The 20,538-nt window shown below is 32.9% G+C and carries 18 protein-coding genes; 15 read left to right on the top strand and 3 right to left on the bottom strand.

Translation table 11 applies throughout. The features are described from left to right. Positions 1-134: 134 nt before the first annotated feature. From K8Z87_RS10390 to K8Z87_RS10345, 10 genes are all read left to right on the top strand, one after another. Complete coding sequence (locus K8Z87_RS10390; protein WP_227477495.1) at positions 135-845, top strand: DUF6090 family protein; 711 nt, start codon at positions 135-137, stop codon at positions 843-845. A 435-nt stretch (positions 846-1,280) separates the two neighbouring features. Then, the gene (locus tag K8Z87_RS10385; protein WP_227477494.1) at positions 1,281-2,012 is read left to right on the top strand and encodes a DUF6090 family protein; all 732 of its coding nucleotides are present in this window, start codon (positions 1,281-1,283) and stop codon (positions 2,010-2,012) included. A 57-nt stretch (positions 2,013-2,069) separates the two neighbouring features. Next, a complete protein-coding gene (locus K8Z87_RS10380) occupies positions 2,070-2,537 on the top strand; it encodes a DUF6265 family protein (RefSeq protein ID WP_227477493.1) in 468 nt (155 codons plus the stop codon). 100 nt (positions 2,538-2,637) lie between these two features. Further along, positions 2,638-3,969, top strand: coding sequence for a M28 family peptidase (locus tag K8Z87_RS10375; protein WP_227477492.1), 1,332 nt, complete (start codon positions 2,638-2,640; stop codon positions 3,967-3,969). 3 nt (positions 3,970-3,972) lie between these two features. After that, positions 3,973-4,767, top strand: coding sequence for an arginase family protein (locus tag K8Z87_RS10370; protein ID WP_227477491.1), 795 nt, complete (start codon positions 3,973-3,975; stop codon positions 4,765-4,767). Continuing rightward, positions 4,760-5,557 (top strand): M23 family metallopeptidase, encoded by a 798-nt coding sequence (locus K8Z87_RS10365; protein ID WP_227477490.1) that lies wholly within the window; start codon positions 4,760-4,762, stop codon positions 5,555-5,557. Before K8Z87_RS10370 ends, K8Z87_RS10365 begins: the two co-directional genes overlap by 8 nt. Positions 5,558-5,559: 2 nt before the next feature. Then, positions 5,560-7,200: a M1 family metallopeptidase gene (locus tag K8Z87_RS10360; RefSeq protein WP_227477489.1), complete on the top strand. Its 1,641-nt coding sequence runs from the start codon at positions 5,560-5,562 to the stop codon at positions 7,198-7,200. A 76-nt stretch (positions 7,201-7,276) separates the two neighbouring features. Then, positions 7,277-7,582, top strand: coding sequence for a GIY-YIG nuclease family protein (locus tag K8Z87_RS10355; RefSeq protein WP_227477488.1), 306 nt, complete (start codon positions 7,277-7,279; stop codon positions 7,580-7,582). Positions 7,583-7,622: 40 nt separating this feature from the next. Beyond that, a complete protein-coding gene (locus K8Z87_RS10350) occupies positions 7,623-8,195 on the top strand; it encodes a YdeI/OmpD-associated family protein (RefSeq protein ID WP_227477487.1) in 573 nt (190 codons plus the stop codon). 46 nt (positions 8,196-8,241) lie between these two features. Continuing rightward, entirely contained in the window at positions 8,242-8,439 is a 198-nt protein-coding gene (locus tag K8Z87_RS10345) for a hypothetical protein (RefSeq protein ID WP_227477486.1), read from the top strand. A 14-nt stretch (positions 8,440-8,453) separates the two neighbouring features. Here K8Z87_RS10345 and K8Z87_RS10340 read toward each other — a convergent pair whose 3' ends face one another. Both K8Z87_RS10340 and K8Z87_RS10335 read right to left on the bottom strand, forming a co-directional pair. Continuing rightward, positions 8,454-9,911 carry a MoxR family ATPase gene (locus K8Z87_RS10340; RefSeq protein WP_227477485.1) on the bottom strand — a complete coding sequence of 486 codons (1,458 nt, stop codon included), beginning with the start codon at positions 9,909-9,911 and terminating at the stop codon, positions 8,454-8,456. Positions 9,912-10,017: 106 nt separating this feature from the next. Further along, entirely contained in the window at positions 10,018-11,148 is a 1,131-nt protein-coding gene (locus tag K8Z87_RS10335; protein WP_227477497.1) for a vWA domain-containing protein, read from the bottom strand. A 115-nt stretch (positions 11,149-11,263) separates the two neighbouring features. Between K8Z87_RS10335 and K8Z87_RS10330 the strand changes: the two genes are divergently transcribed. From K8Z87_RS10330 to K8Z87_RS10310, 5 genes are all read left to right on the top strand, one after another. Beyond that, positions 11,264-12,580, top strand: a complete 1,317-nt coding sequence (locus K8Z87_RS10330) for a carboxypeptidase-like regulatory domain-containing protein (protein WP_227477484.1) — start codon at positions 11,264-11,266, stop codon at positions 12,578-12,580. Between the two features lie 98 nt (positions 12,581-12,678). Further along, on the top strand, positions 12,679-15,888 hold the full coding sequence (locus tag K8Z87_RS10325; RefSeq protein WP_227477483.1) for a WD40/YVTN/BNR-like repeat-containing protein: 3,210 nt from the start codon (positions 12,679-12,681) through the stop codon (positions 15,886-15,888). A 74-nt stretch (positions 15,889-15,962) separates the two neighbouring features. Continuing rightward, positions 15,963-17,054, top strand: a complete 1,092-nt coding sequence (locus K8Z87_RS10320; protein WP_227477482.1) for a cupin domain-containing protein — start codon at positions 15,963-15,965, stop codon at positions 17,052-17,054. Then, positions 17,054-18,352, top strand: a complete 1,299-nt coding sequence (locus tag K8Z87_RS10315; RefSeq protein ID WP_227477481.1) for a sodium-dependent transporter — start codon at positions 17,054-17,056, stop codon at positions 18,350-18,352. The genes K8Z87_RS10320 and K8Z87_RS10315 overlap by 1 nt, the downstream gene beginning before the upstream one ends. Positions 18,353-18,396: 44 nt before the next feature. Next, on the top strand, positions 18,397-19,470 hold the full coding sequence (locus K8Z87_RS10310; protein ID WP_227477480.1) for a 2OG-Fe(II) oxygenase family protein: 1,074 nt from the start codon (positions 18,397-18,399) through the stop codon (positions 19,468-19,470). Here K8Z87_RS10310 and K8Z87_RS10305 read toward each other — a convergent pair whose 3' ends face one another. Continuing rightward, complete coding sequence (locus K8Z87_RS10305) at positions 19,471-20,505, bottom strand: flavin monoamine oxidase family protein (RefSeq protein ID WP_227477479.1); 1,035 nt, start codon at positions 20,503-20,505, stop codon at positions 19,471-19,473. Positions 20,506-20,538 lie beyond the last annotated feature (33 nt).

Below are 20,538 nucleotides of genomic sequence, written 5' to 3'. Positions count from 1 at the left end.
GGGGACATTATAAATAAACGTGTTAAGAACCTGTCCCCTTGAGGGGACTTTAGGGGTGTTTTAATAATTTTATCTTTAAAGAAACATAAATAGAACCAATGATCAAATTCTTTCGCAAAATACGATACAACTTAATGGATCAGAACAAAACTGGTAAGTACCTCAAATACGCCATCGGCGAGATCATCCTAGTAGTTATAGGCATTCTCATAGCACTACAAATAAATAACTGGAATGAAAACCGAAAAAGCCTAATCAGTGAAAAAGCAACCTTAACCAAGTTTTTACAAGATTTACAATCTGACTCTACATTTTTTCAAGCCAATATTAATAGAATAAAAGACATTGATGAGTTGCATAAAAACTTATTTAAAATTGGCGTGAAAGACGCTAATGGTATCGTACTTAAAGACCCAAACTATATACGAAGAACATTATCTTATAACCCTATTGCTAAAGAAAATGATCCAGATATTACTGCTAAAGTTAATGATGATACGATACGAGAAGGCATTCAAAATTACTTTAGAAAAATGACTACAGCTAAAGTATCTAGTAGTCAGCACATTAACATTATATTAAAAATGCGTGATTTTCTTAGAAGAAAAAGATCACATAAACTTGAAGCTTGGTTTGAAAGTAATATGAATTTAAGTGAAGACAGTACAAATGCACCTAATATCATTACCTCTGAAAATTTAATAGAATTATCAAAAGATGTAGATTTTCAGCAATTACTTTTTGAATCCTCTATAAAGCTTAATGAAACTAAAGTGAGAATAGGTGTTCTAATTGATAGCAACACAAATTTAATGACAACCATTAGAGCTTATATAAATGATTAAGGTATTTACAATAAACCGAGCTTGTCATTCCGACAGAGTTCTAATGCTTTGGAATGACGAGGAATCTAGATTGCAGATTCTTCGTTTCACTCTGAATGACAAAACAAATAAGATACCCGCTGTATTTTATATTGAGCGCAATCGAAATACGGGAAATAAATATGATTAAATTTTTCAGAAAAATACGATACAACCTAATGGAGTAGAACAAACATTTAATTGCATTTTTAATTAAAGAATATGAGCTTGAAACTCAAACAGATTAAAAGCTTTTAAATTGACACCCCTAAAGTCCCCTCAAGGGGACATTATAAATAAACGTGTTAAGAACCTGTCCCCTTGAGGGGACTTTAGGGGTGTTTTAATAATTTTATCTTTAAAGAAGCATAAATAGAACCAATGATCAAATTCTTTAGAAAAATACGATACAACCTTATGGAGCAAAACAAAACTGGTAAGTACCTCAAATACGCCATAGGCGAAATTATCTTGGTTATGATTGGTATTCTTTTGGCTTTACAAGTCAATAATTGGAATCAAAACCGTATTAATAGAGATATAGAAAAAGAGACTCTTAGCAGCTTAAAAATAGATTTAGACTCTGCTATGGTGCAATTGGATGAAAAAATACGACAGAATAGTGAATTTCGCTTTCTAGATTCTACAGCTTTGGAAATCATACATAAAAACGAGAAGATTCCAGAAGACAGTATACAAACCTTGCTACTCTCTCATATATTTACACCTGGTTTTGACCCAGAATTGGGGACTTTAAATGAAATCTTAAATACGGGTAAAACTGATATTATAAAAAACAAAGCTTTAAAAAATCATATATCGTCTTGGAACAAATACATGGATGAACTCGCTGAAGTAGATTCTAAATTGTTACATCTAGATGAACAATTAAAATTACCATTATATTCAAAACATTTAGCATATAGATACTATTATTCTGGCTATTCTAAAAATGTTATTAATTCAACTACTCATATTCCTTACTCTAATTTTAAAATCGATATAGATACTGCGTTTTACACCTTAGAATTTGAAAATATGCTAAGTAATTATATGATATTTGGTGGTATTCAACACACACGCCTATTAGATATCAAACAAAAAATGAATGAGATGATACTATTGATAGAAGAAGATATTAAAAATTAATGTCCTATTACTATACTTCATAATCGTCTTAATAGTATAAAACTAAAAGCACTAAAAATGAAACCAATACTAACTTTTGCCTTATCCCTTTTTACTTTTTCCCTTTTCGCTCAAGACCAACAACTAGAGCATAAACTAGAAAACATTGCTTGGATTTCTGGTACTTGGCATGGTGAAGCTTTTGGAGGCATTACCGAAGAAATTTGGAGTAAACCTTCAGGTGGTTCAATGATGGCATCTTTTAAACTTATTGCAGATGGTAAAATCGTCTTTTATGAAATTGAAGTCATTAGAGAAGTGAATAATACATTAATGTTACAACTCAAACACTTTAATAACGATTTAAAAGGTTGGGAAACCAAAGATGAGACTGTAGATTTTCCGCTTAAAGAAATCACACAAAATAAAGTCGTTTTTGAAGGCATGATTTTTGAAAAAGTAAGCGCTAATGAAATGAATATTTATGTAGATATAAAAGATAAAGACGGTAAAATAGAAATTGTAAAATTCAATTACAAAAAATAAACATCCGCCTTTCTATGCAATTAACATTTTTTTAGAACCCAAATACTTTCAAAAAAAGTACCTTTATCCATATAAACTCATATAATTACAACCACCAAAAATGAAACAATTATTCTTTATCTGCGCTATTGCATTTAGTATAGTTTTACAAGCGCAAACTGATCAAAAAATATATGATATTGTAGATGCTATTTCAGCAGATCGCATTAAACAAGATGTAAAAACCTTAGCCGATTTTGGTACACGTCATACACTAAGTGATACAATATCTGAAACAAGAGGTATTGGCGCTGCACGTCGTTGGATAAAAAGAGAATTCGACAACATCTCTAAAGACTGTAGCAACTGTTTAAATGTATTTTATCAAAGTAATTTAGTTAAAAAAGGAACGAACCAACGTATTGTTCACGATGTTAATGTGGTTAATGTTGTTGCTATACAACGTGGTACAAAATATCCAAATCGCTATATTATTATGAGCGGTGATATTGACTCTAGAGTATCAAATCCAGCAGATTTCACTTCAGATTCACCAGGAGCTAATGATAATGCTTCGGGTATGGCAGGTACTATTGAAGCAGCACGTGTATTGTCTAAATATAAATTTGAAAGTAGTATTATCTACGTTGGACTTTCTGGTGAGGAACAAGGTTTATTTGGCGGTCAAGGTTTAGCTAAATATGCACAAGACAACAATTGGGATATTGTAGGTATTTTAAATAATGACATGATTGGTAATATTACTGGCGTTGATGGAGTTATTGATAACCGTACATTCCGTATATTCTCAGAACCAGTACCAGCTAATGAACCTGAGCGAGCAAGACGCGCGCGTCGTTTTTATGGCGGTGAGGTTGATGGTATCTCACGTCAATTGGCACGTTACATTCATAAAACCGTAAAAACGTATATGCCCGAAATGAATCCTATGATGATATATCGTTTAGATCGTTTTGGACGTGGCGGACATCATAGACCTTTTAATGATGTTGGTTTTGCAGGTATTCGTATTATGGAAGCGCATGAAAATTACACACAGCAGCATCAAGATTTACGTACCGAAAATGGTATAAAATATGGGGATACTTTTGAACATGTTAATTTTGATTATGCAAAGAAATTAACAGCAGTAAATGCTATTAATTTAGCTAGTATTGCTTCTGCTCCTCCTACTCCAACTAATGTAGGTATTGGTGGTGCAGTGCAACCGTCTGCTAAATTTAAATGGGATAAAGTTGATGGTGCAAAAGGTTATAAAATTTATTGGAGAGATACAACATCTCCGACTTGGGATCACAGCCGTTATGTTGGTGACGTTTCTGAGTTTACATTAGATGGCATTGTTGTCGATAATTTCTTTTTTGGCGTAGCTTCTGTTGGTGCAGATGGACACGAAAGTATTATTGCATTTCCAAATACTATTATACGATAGCTAATGAATATCTTTTTTCCACAATGGCAAGGTTCTGGCACAGGGATTTCCATTAAAGATGGAGCAAAAACAGTCTTTGATTATATTAAAGACGATATTGTTTCTATTCCATTATCTGAAAAGCCTTTAGAATTACAACAGAACATTAATGGTCATTCTACACTTTTAGAACAATTAAATCGGTTTAAAGATTTTCTTGTTAAAGAACAACCCAAAACACTACATACTATAGGTGGTGATTGTGGTTTAGAAATCGTTCCTGTAAGCTACTTAGCTGAAAAACATGAAAATCTAGGAGTCATTTGGTTTGATGCGCATGCTGATATTAATTTACCTGAAGAATCTCAGAGTCATAATTTTCATGGCATGCCATTACGTACACTTTTAGGTGAAGGCAATGACGAGCTTAAAGATTTATTATTTACTCAGATTACTCCATCTCAGATTCATTATATAGGATTAAGAAGTATTGATGCCGCTGAGCAAGATCGTATTAATAAAGATCATATTTACGCTCCATTAACTTTAGATATTTCGCATTTAATAAAAACATTAAAAGAGAAAAATATAACGACTTTATATGTTCATTTTGATGTTGACTGTTTAGACCCAAACTCGTATAAGAGCGCGTATTTTAATGTCAATAATGGCATTACCACTAACGAAGCAGAACATTACTTAAGAGAATTAAAAGCTAATTTCAAAGTTGTTGGCACTAGTATTTTAGAATCTGTTGCTATGGATGAAGATCAGTTGCAACCTATAAAAAAGATTATTGACTTATTATTTAATGAGTAGAACGTTAATAATTATAATACTTGTATTTTGTGTTTCTAGTTGCTCTAAACAACTAAGTAAACCCAGTTTTATCAGTTTTATCACAGCAAACGATTCTATTAAAGTTAGTTTTAAAAATCGTTATAAATGCCCATTGTATGCCAAAATAACAGATAAAAAAACAAACAAACCTGCATATGTTCAATTAGAAGCCGAAAGTGAGAAAGTGATTCAACGTTTTCATAAAAAAAACATGAATCCATCTTCTATTTTAAAAACATATAAATATGTAGGTTATTATGGAGTTTTAAATACTAAAGGATACGATACAAGCTATAACCATGTTTATCCTTTTCGTAAAACCTCTTCAAAAATTATACAAGGTTATAATGGTGATTTTTCGCATAAAGGTGCTTTTTCTTCAAAATCAATAGATTTTGAACTTAATGTTGGAGATACTATAGTTGCTAGCAAACCAGGCATTGTGATTAAAATGATAGTAAAACATGATAAACAAGGAACAACTGCAGAATACAGAGATTATGGTAATTATATTATGATTTACCATAAAGACAATACCTTTTCTCAATATGTGCATCTTAAGCAATATGCTAATTTAGTTAATGTAGGAGATATTGTAGAAGCTAATCAACCTATTGCTTTATCTGGATTTACAGGTTGGACGACTATACCACATTTACACTTTGGAGTATATGAGCCTACAAAAACAGGTTTAGAATCTATCCCAATTATTATCGATTCAATACCTGCTAAAAGCCTAAAAAGAGGTAATATTGTAACAAAGGATTAAAAATGAAATTTCTAAAATTCACTTTCGTATTCATAGTATTTACCGGAATAACCTTCTGTAATGCGCAATTACTTACCGAAAAAAATAAATTTACGCATCAAGATACTTTACGTGGTACAATAACACCAGAACGTGCATGGTGGGATCTTACGTATTACCATTTAGATATCAATGTAGACCCTGATAAAAAATACATTTCAGGAAAAAACACTATTAATTATCGTGTTTTAGAAAACAATAACGAACTACAAATCGATTTGCAAGCACCAATGACAATCACTAAAGTGATGCAAGATGGTGAAGAGCTTAATGTTAGACATGATGGTAATGCGCACTTTGTAACATTAAAAAGCAATCAAACAATTGGAGCTATAAAATCTGTAGATGTGTATTATCAAGGACATCCAAAAGAAGCAGAACGTGCTCCTTGGGATGGTGGTTTATCTTGGAAAAAAGATGCCAATGGCAATCATTTTGTAGCCACATCTTGCCAAGGCTTAGGTGCTAGTGTATGGTGGCCAAACAAAGATCATATGTATGACGAAGTGGATAGCATGCTCATTAGTGTTACTAATCCAAAAAATCTAACCAATGTATCTAACGGTCGTATACGTAAACTTGAAGTTAATGATAATACCGTAACCTCACATTGGTTTGTGAGTAATCCTATTAATAATTATGGTGTGAATATTAATATCGGAGATTATGTAAATTTCTCTGAGGTTTATCAAGGAGAAAAAGGTCCTTTAGATTTAGATTACTATGTACTAAGAGATAATTTAGAAACTGCTAAAGAGCATTTTAAAGATGCTCCAAAAATGATGAAAGCTTTTGAGCATTGGTTTGGCCCTTATCCATTCTATGAAGACAGTTTTAAACTTGTAGAAGTGCCATATTTAGGTATGGAGCATCAAAGCTCTGTAACTTATGGTAATCAATATAAAAAAGGTTATTTAGGTCGTGATTTATCTGGAACAGGCTTAGGTTTAAAATTCGATTTTATAATTATCCATGAAGCTGGACACGAGTGGTTTGCAAATAACATTACCTACAAAGATATTGCAGACATGTGGGTGCATGAAGGCTTTACGGCTTATTCTGAGAATTTATTCTTAGATTATCACTACAATACAGAGGCTTCAGCTGACTATGTTATTGGTACGCGACGTGCTATTAGAAATGATCGTCCTATTATTGGTGATTACAATGTAAATCATGAAGGTTCTGGAGATATGTATTACAAAGGTGCTAACATGTTACATACACTTCGACAATTACTAGAAGACGATGAGAAGTGGAGACAAATTTTAAGAGGACTCAATAAAACATTTTATCATAAAACGGTAACAACTCAAGAGATTGAAGGTTATATCAGTCAGCAAACCGGTATAAATTTAGAAGCATTCTTCAACCAATATTTAAGAGATATAAGAATCCCTACATTAGAGTATTCTATTACTGATGGACAACTTAAATACCGTTGGACAGAGATTGTAGAAGACTTTGATATGCCTATTCAAATTAACATTGGAGATAAAAGCGAATGGCTATTTCCTAAAGCTGAATGGCAGACAATGTCAATCACTGAAGACGATATAACAGTTGACAGAGATTTTTATGTGAATTCTAAAAAAATAAATTAAGATTTTCTTTATAGGTTGATTTACATATACAATTAACAAATGTTTGTCATTCCTGCGCAGGCAGGAATCTATCTTAATGCATAAAACAATTCATCAATATTATTTATACTTAATTACAAATAAGAAAAATGGTGTCTTATATATTGGTATTACTAATGATCTAGAAAGAAGAATGTATGAGCACAAAAATAAATTGATTAAAGGATTTTCTTTTAAATATAACTTGGATAAACTCATGTATTTTGAAACTTATCAATATATAAATGACGCCATAAAAAGAGAGAAAAATATGAAAAAATGGAAAAGAGAATGGAAAATCAAATTAATAGAAACAGATAATATAGATTGGGCAGATTTATCTCATGATTGGTTTGACAAATGAGATTCCTGCCTTCGCAGGAATGACAATCAAAAATATAACTATGGAAAAACCAGAACTTTATTTTAAAACAGATACCGAATGGCGTACATGGCTGCATGACAACTATGATACTTCAAAAGGCATATATCTCATCTTTTACAAAGTAGAAAACAAAGAACCGTCAATGCGCTGGGAAGAAGCTGTTAAGGTAGCACTTTGCTATGGTTGGATAGATTCTACTGTAAAAAGTTTAGGGAATGGTAAGCGCCGACAATATTTTTGTCCTAGAAAACCAAAAAGTGTTTGGAGTGCTTTAAACAAAAGCTATATTAAAGAACTAACTGCTAATAATTTAATGCATCAAAGTGGTTTAGCTATTATTAAATCTGGCAAAAAAAATGGCTCTTGGACAGCTCTAGATGATGTAGAAAAAGGAATTATTCCTGAAACATTGCAACTAGCATTTAATAAAAACCCAAAGGCATTTAGTAATTATAACAATTTTGCACCATCTTATAGAAAAAGTTATCTCTATTGGTTAAACCAAGCCAAACGCGAAGAGACAAAGGAAAAAAGAATCGCAGAAATCATAAGACTCTGCGATGCTAATATTAAAGATCGTGGAAATTGGTAATATAATAGACTAATAAAATTGCTAATTCTTTGTTTAAACAATTAATATGGATATACTTGGACAAATATTATGGTTTTTAGCCTTTTTGACTCCTTTAGTTATATTTCCTATCGTGTGGAAAATAAGCAAGCAAAAGAAAATATATAGACTTTTAATTGGGTTAGTATTATCTATAATTACCTCTTATCGATTATATCTTATAAGTTTAGCTATTATTTTTAGAGATGGTATGGGGCCAACATAGTCTTTCTTTTACAATTATAACCCACTTATATAACTACCATATGGATCTTGAAATTTTAAACCTTTAGAGTAGCGATACTTACTAAGTTTTTTAAATTGTACTAAACCCCAAAGAATAAACTCTTTTTCAAAATAGACATCATGCTGATCAATATCGGGTTGATAATCTGCAATTAAAGTGTCTAAAGGTGTAACTTCATCTAGTTTTGCTTTATAATCCTCATCACTAAGATCATCTAACAACTCAAATCCATCTCCATTAAAAAACCATGAGATTAAATCATCATAAGGTGTTTCTTGATCTTGTTTTTCTAGTTTTTCAATTTTTGGGAAGTATTTTGGAAACAATGTTTTAATGGCTTCATTCATTAATGCATTTGCTACAAAGTCGGCTCCTTCTTGTTCTCCTTCATATACTAATTCTACTTTACCTGTAATTGCGGGTATGATTCCTGTAAAGTCCGATAAACGCACTGATGTATTTTCATCACCAGAAATTAAAGCACGGCGTTCCGCTGTACTTAATAAATTTTCATAAGCTGTAATACTCATACGCGCACTTATTCCACTCTTTACATCGACGTATTCACTTTCTCTAGCTTCAAAACTAATCTGCTCTAACACATCTTTTGCCAAGTCTGGTATGTAAACAGATTTAGATTGACGTAAATCTAGCTTCGCTTCTTGAGATGTTATACTTCTAGCCGTATCAATATTATCTGGATAATGCGTTAAAATCTGAGAACCTATTCTATCCTTTAAAGGTGTCACAATACTTCCTCTATTGGTATAATCTTCAGGATTAGCCGTAAATACAAACTGCATATCCATTGGTAATCGTAATTTGAATCCTCTGATTTGTATATCACCTTCTTGCAAAATATTAAATAATGCTACTTGAATTCGAGCTTGTAAATCTGGCAATTCGTTAATTACAAAGATGCAGCGGTTAGCTCGTGGAATCATGCCGTAATGAATCACGCGATCATCGGCATAACTCAATTTTAAATTCGCAGCTTTTATAGGGTCTACATCACCAATAATATCAGCTACAGTAACATCTGGTGTTGCTAATTTTTCAGCAAAACGATCATCTCTATGCAACCATATTATTGGAGTATCATCTCCTTTTTCTGCAATTAATTCCGTTGCATATCTTGAAATAGGTTGTAATGGATCGTCATTAATTTCTGAACCTTCAACCACAGGAATATATTCATCTAACAAGTTCACCATCATTCTCGCTAAACGTGTTTTAGCTTGTCCTCGTAATCCTAAAAGATTAATATTATGTCTTGACAAAATCGCACGTTCTAATTCTGGTATCACTGTATTTTCATACCCGTGAATCCCTTTAAACGTTACTACTTTATTCTTAATGTTTTCAATCAAGTTATCTCTCAATTCATCTTTTATAGACTTCGATTGATAACCCGATTGTTTTAATTCTCCTAATGTTTTTATATGTTTCATATGCCTTTCCCTAGCCCTTTCCATAGGAAAGAGAATTGTTTTAGTGTTTTCTTTTTTAATGTTTTTATTATAGGTTCTTCCCCTTTGGGGAAGTTAGATGGGGCTTTTATCCTTTAATACTTTTTTTTCTATTGTTTTCGTAATCTTCAAAAATCATTTCACCCAAACCTTTCAATCCTGTATAAAACGCTTTGCCTCTATTAGCTTGTGTAAACTCTCTAATAAATCGCATTAAATACGGATCTTCTGCAATCATAAATGTAGTAATTGGGATGTGCAAACGTCTCGCTTGTTGCGCCATGGCGTAACATTTATTAGTTATGTAAGGATCTAAACCATTACTGTTTTTATAATATTGACCATCAGGTAAACGCAGACAACTTGGTTTACCATCTGTAATCATAAAAATCTGTTTGTTGGTATTTCGCTTTCTGCGCAACATATCCATCGCTAAACGCAAACCTGCAACCGTATTGGTATGATAAGGACCTACTTTCAAATAAGGTAAATCTTTAATCTTAATCGGCCATGCATCATTGCCAAATACTAAAATTTCTAAAGTGTCTTTTGGGTAACGTGTGGTGATTAATTCTGCTAATGCCATAGCTACTTTTTTAGCAGGTGTAATTCGGTCTTCACCATAAAGAATCATACTATGGCTAATATCTATCATTAACACCGTACTCATTTGGCTTTTATGTAGTGTTTCTTCTACAACCAAATCGTCTTCCGTTAAATTAAAATCACCAACCCCATGGTTAATTTGTGCATTGCGTAAGCTTTCGGTCATAGATACTTTATCTAAAGCATCCCCAAATTGGTAAGCTCTAAAATCACCTGTATGTTCATCTCCCAGACCAACTCCCTTACTTTTATGATTCCCAGAACCACTACGCTTTATTTTACCAAAAATATGATCTAAAGCTTGTTGACGTATAGCACGCTCTGTTTTTGCTGTTATGGTTATATCTCCTTCTCCAGTGCCATTAGGATCTATCTCTTCACGGATATACCCTTTATTTTTTAAATCTTCAATGAAATCTTCAATAGTATATTCAGGAGTAGTTAAGTTATACTCTTTATCTAATTGACGTAGCCAATCTATAGCTTCATCAAAATCACCAGAAGTATAAGTAATTAGCTCTTTAAAAATTTCAAAAAGTTTATCAAAAGGAGATTGATATGGAGCTTCGTAGGTTTTGAATACAAAGCCCGATTTATTATATTTTTCTTTCATTGCCATATAAAAATACTATAATTTTTATTTAAAAGATAGTTTTTAAATAACTTAACAACACATTAAGACTTATAAATAAATATATTTTCTAGATTTATTTTCAACTATAATTATTATGTCGCTAAACACTACAATTTTAAAAAAATATATCCTTGCACTATCTTTCCTTTTTGGGTTATCTCTATCTGCTCAGACGACTCCATTATCAATCAAAGTAATAGAATCAGAGACTAAAGATCCTATTCCATACGTAACATTAGTTTCAAATAATGAAATAATAGGTTATACAAATGGAAATGGTATCTTTTTAATAAAAGAAACTCTCCAAATACCTAATAAGATAACTTTTATACAAAATGGATATAAAAGTAAAACAGTTGACTCTATTAAACTTAAGGACAAACCTATAGTGTTACTTGAACGAAAACCTTATGAGCTTGAAGAAGTTTTATTAGTGGCTTCAAAACCGATATATATAAAAGAAATTTTAAAAAATAGTGTAAAAGCTTTTGAAAATAACTTTAAAGAAGATCCTTATTTAACTAAAACTAATTTTAAGCAATTTCTCAACTTTAATGATTCGCTCTCATCATTTATTGAAATTGATGGAGACATGATATTATTAGGTAAAAATAAAGACGTATGGAGTCACCCTGTTCTAATCCCAAAACAAGTAAGACGAACAAAAGAAAATTTAGCTACCGGTAATAATGAGAAGGATATAAGTCATTTAGGAATGATTTTATTTTCAAATGCATTTAAAGGTATCTTCAGGTTCTTTGAATTAAGGCATCCTCTGAGTAAAAAAGGCAATAAACTTTTTAATTTTCAATTAGAAGAGGTAACCACTATAAATAATGAAGATTGTTATGTCATAAATTATTATTCTAAAGAAGATAATATAAAAATTATAGGGAGGGATTTTAATTCCATTAATGGACAGATCATAGTCAAAAAAAAGAATTTTAATATTGTAAAAACTACCGCACTCTTTAGGAGGGGTCAAGAATTAAGTTCTGAAGGTTGGGATGTTATATTTAAAATAGACTACAATACTATTGAAGAATTCATTTATTATAAAAAAATAGCCTATGGTATAGATCATTCTTATAGTAATAAAAATACCATTTATCAAAAAGGACTACTTACATTTTCGGATGTAAATACTAGGTTTGACATAGATAATAATTTTTTCTCAAATAGAAACCTCTTTATTGCCTCTGAAAAACTCAATCAATACAATAATGATTACTGGAAAGATAAACCTTTATTATGCTGTGGATTTATGCCCCATATAGAATCACTTTTTAGTTCTAATGACACTAATTCTTTTTTCTCTAAAGGATCAAAACAGACTGTAAATTTATCTATCAAAGAGGAAGAAACCATTATAAAAGAAAAACAAATTCTTGACTTAATTAATTCTCAATAAAATTGAGTTTTATATCATCAAATATCATTAACACAGCTTTAAGAATAGTATGTTAAGTTTTTACTAATTTTAGGCATTACTTAACTAACCCTTAAAAAATGAATAAATTTTTCACTGTAGCTATGCTATTCTGCATATCGCTACTTTCTGCACAAGAATTTTCAATGGACCTTGTAAAAAACATGGCACCTAGAAGTATTGGCCCTGGAGGAATGTCTGGGCGTGTTACAGCAATAGATGTTGTTACAAATAATCCAGATGTAATGTATGCTGGCACGGCTTCTGGTGGCTTATGGAAATCTACCTCTGGTGGTATAAAATGGGACCCTGTTTTTGAAGAAGAGTTAACCGCTTCTATCGGTGCTGTAGAAATTCAGCAATCTAACCCAAGTGTCATTTGGGTTGGTACAGGAGAAGGAAATCCACGTAACTCACTTAACGGTGGCTATGGCGTCTATAAATCGCTAGATGGTGGTAAGACATGGAAATCTATGGGACTTGAGAAGACCAGACACATTCATAGAATTATTGTAGACCCTACCAACCCGAATGTGGTTTATGTTGGTGCTATAGGTTCTCCTTGGGGTGAGCATCCTGAGCGTGGTGTTTTTAAAACTACCGATGGCGGAAAAACGTGGAAGAAAATTTTATTTGCTAATAATAAAACTGGAGTTGCAGATTTGGTAATGGATCCAACAAATCCTAATAAACTAATTGCTGCAATGTGGGAGCATAAACGCGATCCATGGTTCTTTAATTCTGGTGGAAAAGGTTCTGGTTTACATATCACCCACGATGGTGGTGAAACTTGGAAAAAAATTACTGACGAAAAAGGCTTTCCTAAAGGGAATCTAGGCAGAATTGGTATTGCAATTGCACCAAATAAACCCAACATTATTTATGCTTTAGTAGAAGCTAAAAAGAATGCACTCTATAAAAGTGAGGATGGCGGTTTTACATGGAGAATGATTAATGATAAAAATGATATTGGTAATCGCCCATTCTATTATTCTGAGATTTACGTTGATCCACAAAACGAAAATCGTGTATTCTCAGTATTTACATATGTCAATGTTTCTGAAGATGGTGGACGTAATTTTAGACAATTGATGCCTGCTTATGGAGTAGATAACGGAGTGCATCCAGATCATCATGCGTGGTGGATACATCCAAACGATGGTAACTTTATGATTGATGGTAATGATGGTGGATTAAACATTACAAGAGATGGTGGTAAAACTTGGCGTTTTATAGGTAACATTCCTGTAGCTCAATTTTATCATATTAGTGTAGATAATGAATATCCTTATAACGTTTATGGAGGTATGCAAGATAATGGGTCTTGGAAAGGGCCTGCATATGTATGGAAAGCACAAGGTATTCGTAGCTCTTACTGGCAAGAGATTGCTTTTGGCGATGGTTTTGATGTGGTTCCTGACAGAGATGATTCGCGTTATGGCTATGCGATGAGTCAACAAGGTAATGTAAGTCGTTACGATTCTGAAACTGGTAATAGCTATGGCATAAGACCAACACATCCAGATCCAGACGTGCGTTTACGTTTTAACTGGAATGCCGCTATTGGGCAAGATCCATTTAACAATTCTACCGTATACTTTGGTAGTCAATTTGTTCATAAATCAACGGATAAAGGAGAAACATGGACTGTGATCTCACCAGATTTAACGACTAACGATCCTGAAAAACAAAAACAAGCTGAAAGTGGTGGATTAACTATGGATGCTACTGGAGCAGAAAACCATACCACATTATTAGTTATAGAACCATCGCCTGTAGAAAGAGATATGATTTGGGTTGGTTCTGATGATGGACGTGTACATTATACCACTAATGGAGGTAATACTTGGACAGATGTATCTAAAAATATTAAAGGTCTACCCACAGGAAGTTGGATAGCACAAATTAAAGCATCTAATAAAAATAAAGGTGAAGCACTTTTAATTGCTAATGATTATAGACGTTTTAACTATACGCCTTATGCTTATAGAACACGTGATTATGGAAAAACATGGACTCGTATCGTTGATGCTAATGACGTACAAAGCTATACATTAGCTATTGTAGAAGATATTGAAGAGCCTAATTTAATGTTTTTAGGAACTGACGACGGCTTATATGTATCCTTAAACGCTGGAGGAAAATGGACGAAATGGACAGAAGGTTTCCCAACAACATCTGTAAAAGATTTAGTAATTCACCCACGTGAACACGATTTAGTGATTGGAACATTTGGTAGAGCTGCATGGGTTTTAGATGATATTAGACCACTACGTGCTATGGCTAAAAATAAATCTGTAATGGCATCACGTATTAATTTATTTGATCCTCCAACAGCTTACCAAGCTGCATACATACAACCAACTGGTAGTCGTTTTGGTGCTGACGCCTTATACCAAGGAGAAAACAGACCAAGCGGAGCTATTTTTTCTTATGTATTTAATAAAAAAGATCAGCCAAAGAAATCTAAAGCAGATACTAAAAAAGACGACAATACAGAAGATGATGCTGAAAAAAGTGAAGCTAAAGTAAAATGGGATTCTTTAACGCTTAAATTATATGATGGTTCACGTTTAATTAGAACTCTAAAACGTAAAGCTCCAAAAGAAAACGGTGTCCATAAATGGACATGGTTTATGGATGAAGCTGGTGGAGATCGTCCATCACGTCGTATAAGAACTCGTCGTTTTGAGCCAAGTGGTGTTTCTGTAAAACCAGGAAATTATAGAGCTGTTTTACATTATGGAGATCAAACATCAGAAACTACGGTTACTGTAGCTTCCGATCCTCGTCTTAATGTCTCTCAAAAGAATATTGACGAAGTTTATGCAACATCCAAAGAATTAGAGAAAATGTCTCAAACTGCTGCAGATGCTGTTAAGCAACTTATAGAAAGTAAAAATATTGCTAGCAAATATCAAAGTGATCTATCTAAGTTAGATAAGAAAGCTTATAAAGAACAAATTAAAGATTCTAAAACTATTGTAAAAGCTATAGATAGCTTAATAGATAAATATGTTGGTAAAATAGATAGACGTCAAGGTATCACTAGAAACCCTGAAGTTACTCCAATGCAACGCTTAGGTTTAGCATCTGGCTATGTGCGTAATAGTCAAACAGGATTAACCTCTACAGAAACTACTTTAATTAAGCATGCTAAAGACGCACTAAATGCACTTTTAGGTGAAACCAATACGTTCTTTAACGACAAATGGAAAACCTACCAAGAATCTATGAAAGGAATTAAAACAGATCCTTTTAAAGAAACCAAAACCTTTGGTATTGATTAAATATTAAACCTATTCTAAACAAAAACGCTCTGACTATTCAGGGCGTTTTTTGTATCTTCGATTTAAAATAAACTGTGAGCAACCAAAACCAAACGCAAGCCCAACTGGTATTATCTAGTCAAGAGTTGACCAAAGACATGGATTATTTTACAAGTCTAGGGTTTCAACTCAATCAAATTTTTCCATCAGATGATCCTGCGGTAGCAATTATGTCTGGCCATGGAATACAAATCCGTTTAGATAAATATGCAGATTGTAATTCCCCTACATTACACCTTTTAACAGATACGCCAGAACAGTTCTCTGATAAAGAACTTACTGCGCCAAATGGAACAGTAATTAAAATTTTACCAAAAACATACGCACTACAAACACCAGATACACAACACAGATTTGAAGTTAGAAAACTTACTAATAGTGATCCTTGGGTTATTGGTAGAGCTGGTATGTTGTATCGCGATCTTATTCCAGATCGTTTAGGAGGAAGTATTATTGCGTCACATATTAATATTCCCAATGGTGGTCCTGTACCTGATGTAGTCCACTATCATACCATAGGGTTTCAACTTATATTTTGTTATAAAGGCTGGGTGAAATTGGTATACGAAGACCAAGGCGAGCCTTTTATCTTAAATGCTGGTGATTGTGTCACACAACCTCCTGAGATAAGACATCGTGTTTTAGAAGCTTCCGATAATTTAGAAGTCATCGAAATTGGTGTGCCTTCAGATCATATGACGACTATAGATCACGATATGGAACTACCTAATGGTATTTATAATCCTAATAGAGAGTTTCAAGGGCAGCGTTTTTGCCATCATAAAGCAGCTGAAGCCATTTGGAAACCTTGGCGAATTTCTGGTTTTGAGCATCGTGACACTGGTATTAATGAAGCTACAAAGCAAAAAGCGTCTGTAAACGTCATTCGTGTTTTAAACTCAGCTATCGAACAACGGTATACAAATCATGACACCGATATTTTGTTCACTTTTGTAATGGAAGGCAATATGCAACTGGTTGCAGAAAACTATGAAACGCACGCCTTAAACCGAGGTGACGCTTATGTTATTCCACCACATTTAAATTATAAAATGCTACAATGTTCATCAAATTTAGAACTATTAGAAGTCACTTTACCTGGAAATTTTAAAACGACTACTTCTTGATGAGCTCTTCTAAAAACAAGTATTCATCACAATTGGGAGCTATATTAACTATGGTCGGTGTTGCTGTAGGCTTAGGTAACGTATGGCGCTTTCCTTATATGATGGGGAATTATGGTGGAAGCGCTTTTTTATTACTCTATTTAGGATTTACTTTAGTTTTAGCATTCCCTGCATTACTCACCGAAATGGCTTTAGGTAAAAAAACAGGCGAAGGTACCTTAACTGCTTATGAGTCTTTATTTGGAAATCGCTTTGGTAAAGCATTAGGCTATTTATTTGTTGGTGTGGTTACCATCGCAGGATCTTACTATGCAGTAGTTGTTGCGAATGTATTTTTTAGTACTGGGTTTTCTATTGTAAAAGGATTTTCGAATAGCACTACTGCACAACATCAAGAACTACTAGGCAATAGTACACTACAATATGGTATTACATTATTACTCATAGTAATTTCGTTATTTGTAATTGATAAAGGCTTAAAAAAAGGCATTGAAAGGATATCAAAAATCATTATGCCATTTTTCCTTTTGGTCATCTTGTATTTAATCATACACGCGTGGTTACTTCCCGATGCATTAACAAATGTAAAACAGTTTTTAACACCTAACTTTGATGCTATTGGTTCTACTGAAGTTTTTGCTGCTTTAGGACAAGCCTTCTTTTCAATTGGTCTTGGCGGAACTTTTGTAATCGTTTATTCGGCCTTCATTGAAAAAGAAAAAGACATTCCGCGTATAGCTATACTTACAAGTTTAGGCGATTTAGGTTCATCGTTATTAGTTAGTTTATTTTTGGTTCCTAGTATTTTAGTATTAGGCATGCAAATGAACGCAGGTCCATCACTTATATTCAATACTCTACCAGAATTGTTTTCAACCCTACCAGCAGGACGTTGGATAGGTTCACTGTTTTTAATCGCACTAAGTTTAGTTGCATTTTTATCGCTAATTGCGGCTTTTCAAGTGCCTATAATTAGTGTGGTTCGAAATAAAATTCCAACAAGAAAACTACTCATTGCGTTTGGAATTTTACAAGCTATTTTAGCAATGCCTAGTGCATTTTATCCTGAAATTATTGGTGTTTTAGATCTCATCTTTGGCTCAGGAATGCAAGTGTTTGGAAGTATGCTAGCCGTAATTGGTATGTGGTGGGGATCTAAAAAAGGAAACTATACAAAACTACTTTTTAAAAATAAATCGAATGGTTTTACCAACGCCATTGTATTTTGGTTGAGATGGATCGTTCCAGGCACACTTTTGGTAGTGCTTATAGGTTATATTTATAATAGCATAACTTAGATTTTAAATTTCTACGTATTTTTAAAAGATAATATTTAACTAACATGGCAAAAAAAGAAGAAGGAATCAATGCAGTAAATCAGCAATTTAACAAATACGAAGGTGTTAATAAAGCACATGAATATAACCTAGTTGAAAATAAAACTGTAGATGAGTTTGATAATGATTTTGTGATACAGACCTGTGACATGTCTGAATTCTTTAATGATGGTGAAGCAGGAAAAGTAGCATTTGCAAAAAAACTAGGAAGTGCACTTGAAGAAATTGGTTTTGCGGTATTGTCGGGTCATGGTATAGACACCAATTTATATACTAAAGCTGAAGAAAAAATTGCGAAATTATTTGAAACGATTCCATTAGAAAAACGAATGCAATATGAAGCTACACGGTACGGGTCGGTTAATCAAGGTTATTTCCCAATAAAAGAAACCACACAAATACATCCCGATTTGGTTGAAGGTTGGGTATTTTGTCGTCGTGCGTTTAATCTTCCAGATATTGAAAATTATAAGGAATCTAATTTTTGGCCAGAACCCAATTACGAACCTATATTTAGAGAAATTGTTCAATCTCACGAGAAGCTTATATTACCAATTATGCAAAGTGTACTTCGACATTTAAATTGCGACCCACATCTGTATGATAAAAAACTAACGAATACCAATTTTGGATTTCGATTAAATTATTACCCAGCAATTTCTAAAGAAGATGATGCTTCTGGTGCTGGCAGAATGCTTGGCCATGAAGATGTGGATTTATTTACCATATTACCCGCACAAAGTGTAGATGGTTTACAAGTCTATAATCGTGCTAATGGAAAATGGATTCGATTAAACCCTGAACCTGGAACAATTATCTTAAACACTGGCGATTATATGCAACGCATTACCAACGATCGCTTGCCTTCTACAACACATCGCGTAAGTAAACCTAAAGAGCCACGTTTACACAATAAACCGAGAATTACCATACCAATGGCAGTATATTTATGGGAAGATGAAATTTTGGATGTTTTACCAGGATTAAAACCTGTAAAATACAAGCCTATTTCTGCGATAAAATTTCATACTGGTATTACCAGTAAATATTATGGCGATGAATATGCAGTAGATGAATGATTATAATTTATTTGCTGCAATAATTCCGCTGATAACAGCTCCTTCTAAATAACCACCAAACTGCGGTGAAGTTTCTGTACCAGAAAACAAAAGTTTATCACCCATATAAAACGAACTAAAAGCTTCATTCCCATATTTTGGAGATAAATATGTTGATTTTAGATCTGTACCGTTAGTAAAAACATCTTGTGACCAATCTTTTTCTTTATAAGATATATAATCTCTTACTGTTTTTCCTAAATAGGTTTCTAAATAAGATAGAATACGTTCTTTTCGATCCTCAGCAGAATAACTTCGTAAACTTTCATTAACAAATCCCATTAAACTAAATGCAGTTTCATTAGCATTAGTATGGTCGTATATTTCCATTACAGGACCAATTTGCCCAATTATAGTTCCAGAAAATTTGTTTTCCCGCCAAAATGGACGTTTATAAGAAATGCCAACTTTAATAGCGTTACTCATCCAAGTCTGCGTACTTTCCATAGTCCACAATAAGGTTTCTGGCAATTGTGGCGTATATTTTAATTCAGTTGCTAATTTAGGTGGCAGAGTTACCACAACTTTCTCTGCGGAAAAGGTATCTCTTTCTGTTAAAACTGAAATGTATTTTTCATTAGCTTTAAATCCAGTAACTCTAGTATTTAATCTAATTCTATCTTGTACTAAATTTGCTAATTTCTTAATTATAGTATAAGAACCGCCAGCAATTCTATATGCTGATGGTTGTGTTTGGTCAGTTTCAAAAAAATGTGCATTTGCCATGGTATTATAAACTAACACACTTTTTCCTTTTGAATATTGAGTAAACTTTCCTACATCTAAATCTTTTAATAACTGTTGAAGATTTTGATGCGTAGGCTGATACCAAGCTGGACCAAAATCTATATGATTTTGTGTTAGTATTCTCCCTCCTATTCTGTCTCTTCCTTCTAAAATTAAAATGTCACTTTCACCCTTTTTTAATAATTGATACGCTGTTGTTAACCCAGATAAACCGGCACCTATAATTATATATTTTGAATGTTTAACCAAGCATCTATTTTTATATGTTATCTACTAATTTAT

The sequence above is a fragment of the Winogradskyella immobilis genome (assembly GCF_021887715.1).
Classification (GTDB): Bacteria; Bacteroidota; Bacteroidia; order Flavobacteriales; family Flavobacteriaceae; genus Winogradskyella; species Winogradskyella immobilis.
Note: the sequence above shows the minus strand (reverse complement) of the source record. Positions and strands in the feature narration are given on the sequence as shown.

Coding starts and splice junctions, on each gene's coding strand:
- K8Z87_RS10390 (WP_227477495.1), top strand. CDS start 135: ATGGATCAGAACAAAACTGGTAAGTACCTCAAATACGCCATCGGCGAG.
- K8Z87_RS10385 (WP_227477494.1), top strand. CDS start 1,281: ATGGAGCAAAACAAAACTGGTAAGTACCTCAAATACGCCATAGGCGAA.
- K8Z87_RS10380 (WP_227477493.1), top strand. CDS start 2,070: ATGAAACCAATACTAACTTTTGCCTTATCCCTTTTTACTTTTTCCCTT.
- K8Z87_RS10375 (WP_227477492.1), top strand. CDS start 2,638: ATGAAACAATTATTCTTTATCTGCGCTATTGCATTTAGTATAGTTTTA.
- K8Z87_RS10370 (WP_227477491.1), top strand. CDS start 3,973: ATGAATATCTTTTTTCCACAATGGCAAGGTTCTGGCACAGGGATTTCC.
- K8Z87_RS10365 (WP_227477490.1), top strand. CDS start 4,760: ATGAGTAGAACGTTAATAATTATAATACTTGTATTTTGTGTTTCTAGT.
- K8Z87_RS10360 (WP_227477489.1), top strand. CDS start 5,560: ATGAAATTTCTAAAATTCACTTTCGTATTCATAGTATTTACCGGAATA.
- K8Z87_RS10355 (WP_227477488.1), top strand. CDS start 7,277: ATGCATAAAACAATTCATCAATATTATTTATACTTAATTACAAATAAG.
- K8Z87_RS10350 (WP_227477487.1), top strand. CDS start 7,623: ATGGAAAAACCAGAACTTTATTTTAAAACAGATACCGAATGGCGTACA.
- K8Z87_RS10345 (WP_227477486.1), top strand. CDS start 8,242: ATGGATATACTTGGACAAATATTATGGTTTTTAGCCTTTTTGACTCCT.
- K8Z87_RS10340 (WP_227477485.1), bottom strand. CDS start 9,911: ATGAAACATATAAAAACATTAGGAGAATTAAAACAATCGGGTTATCAA.
- K8Z87_RS10335 (WP_227477497.1), bottom strand. CDS start 11,148: ATGAAAGAAAAATATAATAAATCGGGCTTTGTATTCAAAACCTACGAA.
- K8Z87_RS10330 (WP_227477484.1), top strand. CDS start 11,264: ATGTCGCTAAACACTACAATTTTAAAAAAATATATCCTTGCACTATCT.
- K8Z87_RS10325 (WP_227477483.1), top strand. CDS start 12,679: ATGAATAAATTTTTCACTGTAGCTATGCTATTCTGCATATCGCTACTT.
- K8Z87_RS10315 (WP_227477481.1), top strand. CDS start 17,054: ATGAGCTCTTCTAAAAACAAGTATTCATCACAATTGGGAGCTATATTA.
- K8Z87_RS10310 (WP_227477480.1), top strand. CDS start 18,397: ATGGCAAAAAAAGAAGAAGGAATCAATGCAGTAAATCAGCAATTTAAC.